The sequence below is a fragment of the Comamonas terrae genome, assembly GCF_001544075.1.
GTDB classification, from domain to species: domain Bacteria; phylum Pseudomonadota; class Gammaproteobacteria; order Burkholderiales; family Burkholderiaceae_C; genus Comamonas; species Comamonas terrae.
In genome coordinates this window covers 38333-45348 of record NZ_BCNT01000023.1, presented here as the reverse complement: position 1 = coordinate 45348, position 7016 = coordinate 38333, and the positions used below count along the sequence as shown (strand labels likewise).

General features: G+C 68.8%; 5 protein-coding genes. 3 read left to right on the top strand and 2 right to left on the bottom strand.

Annotated elements, in window-relative coordinates; translation table 11 throughout:
- The coding region (hemW, locus tag Cte04_RS20450) for a radical SAM family heme chaperone HemW (RefSeq protein ID WP_066483560.1) at window positions 1-1155 on the top strand (1155 nt) is incomplete at its 5' end.
- 62 nt (window positions 1156-1217) lie between these two features.
- Here hemW and Cte04_RS20445 read toward each other — a convergent pair.
- Window positions 1218-1574, bottom strand: coding sequence for an I78 family peptidase inhibitor (locus Cte04_RS20445; protein WP_066483559.1), 357 nt, complete (start codon window positions 1572-1574; stop codon window positions 1218-1220).
- Between the two features lie 164 nt (window positions 1575-1738).
- A complete protein-coding gene (locus Cte04_RS20440; protein ID WP_066483557.1) occupies window positions 1739-3091 on the bottom strand; it encodes an SPOR domain-containing protein in 1353 nt (450 codons plus the stop codon).
- Between the two features lie 215 nt (window positions 3092-3306).
- Between Cte04_RS20440 and Cte04_RS20435 the strand changes: the two genes are divergently transcribed.
- Both Cte04_RS20435 and yedE read left to right on the top strand, forming a co-directional pair.
- Complete coding sequence (locus tag Cte04_RS20435; RefSeq protein WP_066483555.1) at window positions 3307-5556, top strand: hypothetical protein; 2250 nt, start codon at window positions 3307-3309, stop codon at window positions 5554-5556.
- A gap of 105 nt (window positions 5557-5661) precedes the next feature.
- The gene (gene yedE / locus Cte04_RS20430; protein ID WP_281178794.1) at window positions 5662-6999 is read left to right on the top strand and encodes a selenium metabolism membrane protein YedE/FdhT; all 1338 of its coding nucleotides are present in this window, start codon (window positions 5662-5664) and stop codon (window positions 6997-6999) included.
- Window positions 7000-7016: the final 17 nt, after the last annotated feature.

The following is a 7016-nucleotide window of genomic DNA, read 5'->3' as shown; positions in this document are numbered from 1 at the left end:
CTGCAGCTGGGCAGCCTGCCGCCGCTGTCGCTCTACGTGCACCTGCCCTGGTGCCTGAAGAAATGCCCGTACTGCGACTTCAATTCGCATGCCTGGAGCAAGGGCGACGCATTGCCCGAGGACCGCTATATCGATGCGCTGATGGCCGACCTGGAAAGCGCGCTGCCGCTGATCTGGGGGCGCACGGTGCACAGCGTCTTCATGGGCGGCGGCACGCCCAGCCTGTTCTCGCCGCAGGCCATCGACCGGCTGGTCGCGGGGCTGCGCGCGCGGCTGCGCATGGAGCCCGATTGCGAGATCACCATGGAGGCCAACCCCGGCACTTTCGAGAAGGACCGTTTCAAGGCCTTCCGCGCGGCCGGCATCAACCGCCTGTCCGTCGGCGTGCAGAGCTTCGACGACCGCCATCTGCAGGCCGTGGGCCGCGTGCACGATGCGGCGCAGGCCAGGGCGGCCGTGCGCGAGGCCGCCGACAACTTCGAGACCTTCAACATCGATCTGATGTATGCGCTGCCCGGCCAGACGCTGATGGACCTGCAGCGCGACGTGGACACGGCCCTGTCGTTCGCGCCGCCGCACCTGTCGATCTACCACCTGACCATCGAGCCCAACACCTATTTCGCCAAGTACCCGCCCGTGGTGCCCGAGGACGACACGGCCTACGACATGCTGGATCTGATCACCGCGCGCACCGGCGCGGCCGGCATGCAGCGCTACGAGGTCTCGGCCTATGCCCGGCCCGGCCACCAGTGCTTCCACAACACCAATTACTGGCAGTTCGGCGACTATCTGGGCATAGGCGCCGGCGCGCACAGCAAGCTCAGCTTTGCGCACCGCATCGTGCGCCAGGTGCGCTTTCGCGATCCGGCGCGCTACATGGACATGGCGCTGGCCGGCACGCCGCTGGCGCAGGACAGCGAAGTCCGGCGCGCCGACCTGCCGTTCGAGTACATGCTCAACGCGCTGCGCCTGCGCGGCGGCTTTGCGCTGCAGGAGTTCATGGAGCGCACCGGCCTGCCGCTGTCGGCCATCGCCGGGGGACTGGACCAGGCCCAGGCCAAGGGCCTGATCACGCGCGAGCTGGGCCGCGTGGTGCCGACCGAGCGCGGCTTCGACTTTCTCAGCGATCTGCAGGAATTGTTTCTTGCGGACTGACGAGGCCGCGAAGCCAAGAAAAAAGGACGCCTGGAGCGTCCTTTTTTGTCTGGACCACTGGTTCAGCCGCAGCGCGCCGCCGTGATCTGGCCGGCGCTGTTGACGATGAGGTTGAGCCGCTCCTGGTTGTATTCCATGGTCGTGGGCTGGTTCTCGCCGAGCACGCGGGCCACATAGGAGCCGGACTTCTTGCGCGCGGCTTCCACGGTGGCGGCGGTATTGCTCTTGCCCACGAAGGACTGGGCGGCCTGGGCGTTGCAGACCTGAAGCGGGCGCGGCGGCTGCGAGGGCTGGCCGCCACCCGGGCTGCCCATGTTGGCGCAGCCTGCGGCCAGCAGCGCAAGCGCGCCCAGGGCGGCGGCCCATGCCGCACGTGTTGCCTTGCGGGGCTGCTGGGTAGGGGTGAAGCGAGATGGCATGAATGCTCCTTGAATCGCGGACAGGATCGAAGACCCCGAGCTTAGTGGGCCTGGGCGGCCGGTGCTGTCAGCATTGTTTGCAAGACGCCTTGCGCGCAAAAGCATAAAAAGGGAGCGGCTGACGCTTGCTGCCCCGTCATTCCAAGACGAATGTGCATTGAAAATCAGGATTTGACGGCGCTGCCAGCTCTCTTTTCATGAGCGTCAGGGCTTGCATATTGAAACACCGTCGGCTCCAGCTTGTGCGCGCGCAGCTGCCGGGCGGCCTTCTCGGCCTGCCTGGCCGAGGCAAACGGGCCGGTGCGTATGCGCGTGACTTCGCCCTTATTGCTGTGCAGCGTCTGCGCCATGGGCGTGAGCCCGGCGTCCTGCAGCAGCGCCGCGGTGCGCTGCGCATTGGCCTGGTCGGAGAACACGCCCACATTCAGATAGAAGCGCCCGGGCTGCAGCTGTGCCGCAGGGGCTTGCGCACCGGCCTGGGCGGGCTCGGGTGCTGCGCCGGCCTTCGCCGGTTGCGGCACGGGCGCCTGGGCCTTGGGCGGGGCGGATGGGTGTTCCGGCTGCGGTTTCGATGCGGGGGCGGGATCGGGCGGCGGTTCTGCCGCGGCCTGTGGCGCGGGCTGTCCGGCAGGCACTGCAGGCGGTGCGGGCTCGGCATCAGCCGTGGCAGGCCGGGGCACTGGTGAAGGAGCCGGCGCCGGGGCCGATGCGGCAGGTAGGGCGGCGGGAGCCGGGCTGGCAGGAGAGGGTGCAGTTGGCGGCGCGGCATGCTGCTGCGCCGTCAGCCAGGCCAGGCCGGCGCCGGCCGCCGCGGCGATCGGCAGTGCGGCGACCAGTCCGGCCAGGATCTGCTGGCGGGGCGTGCCGGCCTGTGCGGCCAGCTTCTCGTGCGCTTGGGCGACGGTGGCCGAGCCCGTGATGGCGCGCAGTGTCTGCGCGCGGACCTGGCGCCACAGCCAGCCATTGCCCATGAGCCCGGGCACGGCCACGGCGGCCAGCCATAGCGCGGCGGCCACGCCATAGGCCATGGGCGCAGGCATGGATGGCCGGATGCCCCACCACCAGGCAAGCGCCGCCACGGCCACGCAGCCCAGGTAGCGGCCGGCTTCGGTCCACAGGCCGCGCCAGCAGCACCAGGCCAGGGTGAAAAAACCGGCGGCCGCATTCCAGCTGGGCAGTCCCTTGTCCAGCGCGTCGAAGCGCGCGAACTGGCGCAGGTAGTAGGCGCGCGAAGAAGCGCGCGTGCGCGGCCCCAGGCGGCTGGCATAGAGCTGGGGCAGCAGCCCGGTTTCCTCGTCGTAGGGCGGGCCGGCGGGGGCATCGGATGCCCCTGGCGCGCCGCCCTGCGTGCTGTGCTGCAAGGCATAGGCAGCGGCCGCAAAGGCGCCGGCCACCGAGGGCGGCAGGCGCGAGGTGCCGGACGCCGCGCCGGATGCTGCGGCATGGGCGTCGGCAGCCGTGCCGGAGGCAGGGGGGTGCGAAGAGGCGAGGGAGACGGTGTCCGGAGCGGAGGCCATGGGCGCAGATTGTGGCATGCCGCCATGGCGCCGCCATCGGGGCCGCCCGCAGGGTGGCGGCCGGCAAGCCCTTCAGGATTTCACAAATGTCACCAATTCGGCGGCCGAAATGACTTTTAAACTCTTCGCCTTTTGTAGCACGCGCCCATTGCGGAACATGCCCGGGCGCGATGGACAGGGTCAACAGGGCGACATGCCCGGGAGTTTGGGTTTTCATGCAGCAGCAGTACGAGTGGCAGTTCTTCCGCGCCGGCGAGGTGGACCAGGTGGTGATCCGCACCGGCCAGGACATTGCCCACATAGGAGAGCTGGACCAGAAGCTGTGGGTGGCGCTGGCCTGTCCCACGCGGGGCATCGAGTTCGACAGCGCGACGCTGGATCTGATCGATACCAGCAAGGACGGGCGCATCCGCCCGCCCGAACTGGTGGCCGCCTGCGAGTGGGCCGTGTCCTGCGTGCGCGATCCGCAGGTGCTGGCCGATGGCGGTGATGTGCTGCAGCTGGCCAGCATCAACGCCGACACCGAGCAGGGCGCACTGCTGCTGTCCGAGGCGCAGCGGGTGCTGGCTCTGGCCGGGAGCCCCGAGGCCACGTCGCTGACGCTGGCCCAGGTGCAGGAGCGCCTGGCTTCGCTGCAGGCCCTGCGCTTCAACGGCGACGGCGTGATCAGCGCCGCCACGGCAGGAGGCGACGAAGCGCTGGCCGCGCTGATCTCCCGCATCCAGGAAACCTATGGCGCCGTGGACGGCTGCGATGGCGTGCCCGGCATCGACCGCGCCAAGGCCGAGGCCTTTTTTGCCGATGTGCAGGCACTGCAGGCCTGGTTTGCCCAGGCCGCCGAGCTGGGCTGCCATCTGCAGCCGCGGGCGCGTGCGCTGGCCGCGGCCGAGGCCGTGAATGCAGTGCAGGCCAAGGTGGACGACTTCTTTGCGCGTGCGCGGCTGGTGGAGTTCGATCCCCGGGCGCAGCTGCCGCTCAATCCCACGGAAGAGGGCTATGCGGCCCTGGGCCAGAGCGTGCTCAGCGGCAGCTCCGAAGCGATTGCGGCGCTGCCGCTGGCTTCCGTCACCGGCGAACGCCGCCTGCCGCTGGTGCAGGGCGTCAATCCCGCCTGGGCCGCTGCGCTGCAAGTCCTGCGCGAGCAGGCGGTGGAGCCGGTGTTCGGCCATGCGCTGACGGTGCTGGACGAAGCGCAGTGGGAGCAGCTCAAGGCCAGGCTGGCCCAGTGCCAGCAATGGCTGGCCGCGTGCCCGGCCACGCCGCTGGGCGCGCTGACCGAAGCACAGGTGCAGGAACTGCTGGACAGCGGCCTGCAGGCCGCACTGATGGCGTTGCTGGCGCAGGACGAGGCGGAGAAGGAGCACAGCCTGCAGGCGCAGGCGCTGGAAAAGCTGATCCGCCTGCAGCGCGACCTGCTGGCGCTGCTCAACAACTTCGTTTCGTTCTCCTGCTTCTACCGCCGCGAGGGCGCGGCCTTCCAGGCCGGCACCCTGTTCCTGGACGGGCGCAGCTGCGACCTGACCGTGGAGGTGGCCGACGCGGGTGCGCACGCGGCGCTGGCCGCCATGGCCAAGACCTATCTGGCCTATTGCGAATGCCGGCGCGGCAGCGAGAAGAAGACCATCGTGGCGGCCTTCACGGCCGGCGATGTGGATTTCCTGTTCGTGGGCCGCAACGGGGTTTTCTATGACCGTGCCGGCAACGACTGGGACGCCACCATCGTCAAGCTCATCGACAACCCCACCAGCATCGGCCAGGCTTTCTTCTCGCCGTACAAGAAGTTCCTGCGCATGGTGGAGGAGCAGGTGGCCAAGCATGCGGCGGCCAAGAACGACGTGGTCAATGCCAGCCTCGGCGACAGCGCGGCCAAGCTCGCGACGGCGCCCAGGGACCTGGCGCCTGCGGCCGCGCGCAAGACGGACGTGGGCACGGTGGCCGCCATCGGCGTGGCCCTGGGCTCGCTGAGCGCCGTGGCGGTGGGCATCTTCGGCAAGTTCATCGAGCTGGGCCCGTGGATTCCGGTGGCCCTGCTGGGCATCATCCTGGCTATCTCCGGCCCCAGCATGATGATCGCCTGGCTCAAGCTGCGCCAGCGCAGCCTGGGCCCGATCCTGGATGCCAGCGGCTGGGCCATCAACGGCCGCATGAACATCAACCTGAGCCTGGGGCGCAGCCTGTCGCAGACGGCCAAGGTGCCCTTGAACGCGCGCCGCAGCCTGGCCGATCCCTATGCCGACAGGCACGGCCTGCGCAACACGCTGTGCGCGCTGGCCGTGCTGGCCGCGGCCCTGCTGCTGGCCTGGCGCATGCACTGGCTGGACGGCGTGCTGCCGGCGGGCTGGCAGCACGGTGCTTCCACCGCCGCGGCTGCGCCCACGGCCGAGCCGGCGCCGGCCGCTTCTGCGGTATCAGTTGCACCCGCTGCAGCGGCTCCGGACGCCGCCGCGGCACCCGCTTCTAAGTAAGGCAATTTGATAAGGCAAGTTCTTCGCCGGCACGATGGCGGACCTGCCGGCGGATAATGGCCGCTCATGTGAGCCGAGGGTCCGCAAGGGCCGGGCTCGCAGCCCATGGATGGGCACCTTTTGGTAGCCGTTCGCCAGAACCTTGAAAGCGCAGAAATCTCCGTGGTTTTTGCGTTTTTTCTCTGGTGCTTCGGAAAATGCGCCGCGCCCACCCGCGCGGCGGGAAAGCAAGGCATGAGCTGGCAAGACTTCAAACACCAATACCTGGTGCGCTTCTGGTCGCCCGTACCCGCAGTGATTGCGGCAGGCGTTCTCTCCGCGTACTACTTCGGCATCACCGGCACCTTCTGGGCCGTGACCGGCGAATTCACCCGCTGGGGCGGGCATATCCTGCAGTTCCTCGGCGTGGACCTGTCCGGCTGGGGCTACTTCAAGGTCATCGGCCTGCAGGGCACGCCGCTCACGCGCGTCGACGGGGTGATGATCATCGGCATGTTCGTGGGCTGCTTCTCGGCCGCGCTGTGGGCCAACAATGTCAAGCTGCGCCTGCCCAACCACCGCATCCGCGTGTTCCAGGCCATCGTCGGCGGCATCATCGCGGGCTTTGGCGCGCGGCTGGCCATGGGCTGCAATCTGGCGGCCTTCTTCACGGGCATTCCGCAGTTCTCGCTGCATGCCTGGTTCTTCGCGATAGCCACGGCCATCGGCTCGCTGGCAGGCGCCAAGGTCAGCCTGCTGCCCGTCTTCCGCATTCCGGTGAAGCTGCAGAAAGTCAGTGCGCCGCAGCCGCTGGGCCGGCGCGAAGCCCAGGCCCGGCGCCGCTTTCGCATCGGCATGGCGCTGTTCCTGGCCTTCGTGGTCTGGGCCGTGGCCAAGGTCTTCGACGCGCCCAAGCTGGGTTTTGCCGCGCTGTTCGGCCTGGCCTTCGGCCTGATCATCGAGCGTGCGCAGGTCTGCTTCACCTCGGCCTTCCGCGACCTGTGGATCACGGGCCGCACGCAGATGGCCAAGGCCATCATCGCGGGCATGGCCGTGGGCACCATCGGCATCTACAGCTATGTGCAGCTGGGCATGGATCCCAAGATCTTCTGGGCCGGACCGAACGCCGTGATCGGCGGCCTGCTGTTCGGCTTCGGCATCGTGCTGGCCGGCGGCTGCGAGACGGGCTGGATGTACCGCGCCGTCGAAGGCCAGGTGCACTACTGGTGGGTGGGCCTGGGCAACATCATCGGCTCCACGCTGCTGGCGCTGGTCTGGGACGACATCGCGCCCGTGATCGCCGTCAACTACGACAAGGTCAACCTGCTGCGGGAGCTCGGCCCCCAGGGCGGGCTGCTGGCCACCTATGCGATGCTGGGCGTGGCGCTGGCCCTGGTGCTGTGGTGGGAAAAGCGCTTCTTCGCCCAAAAGCAGCGTGCGGCCGCCGCGCTGCAGGCAGCCTGAACAACCAAGGAATCCTC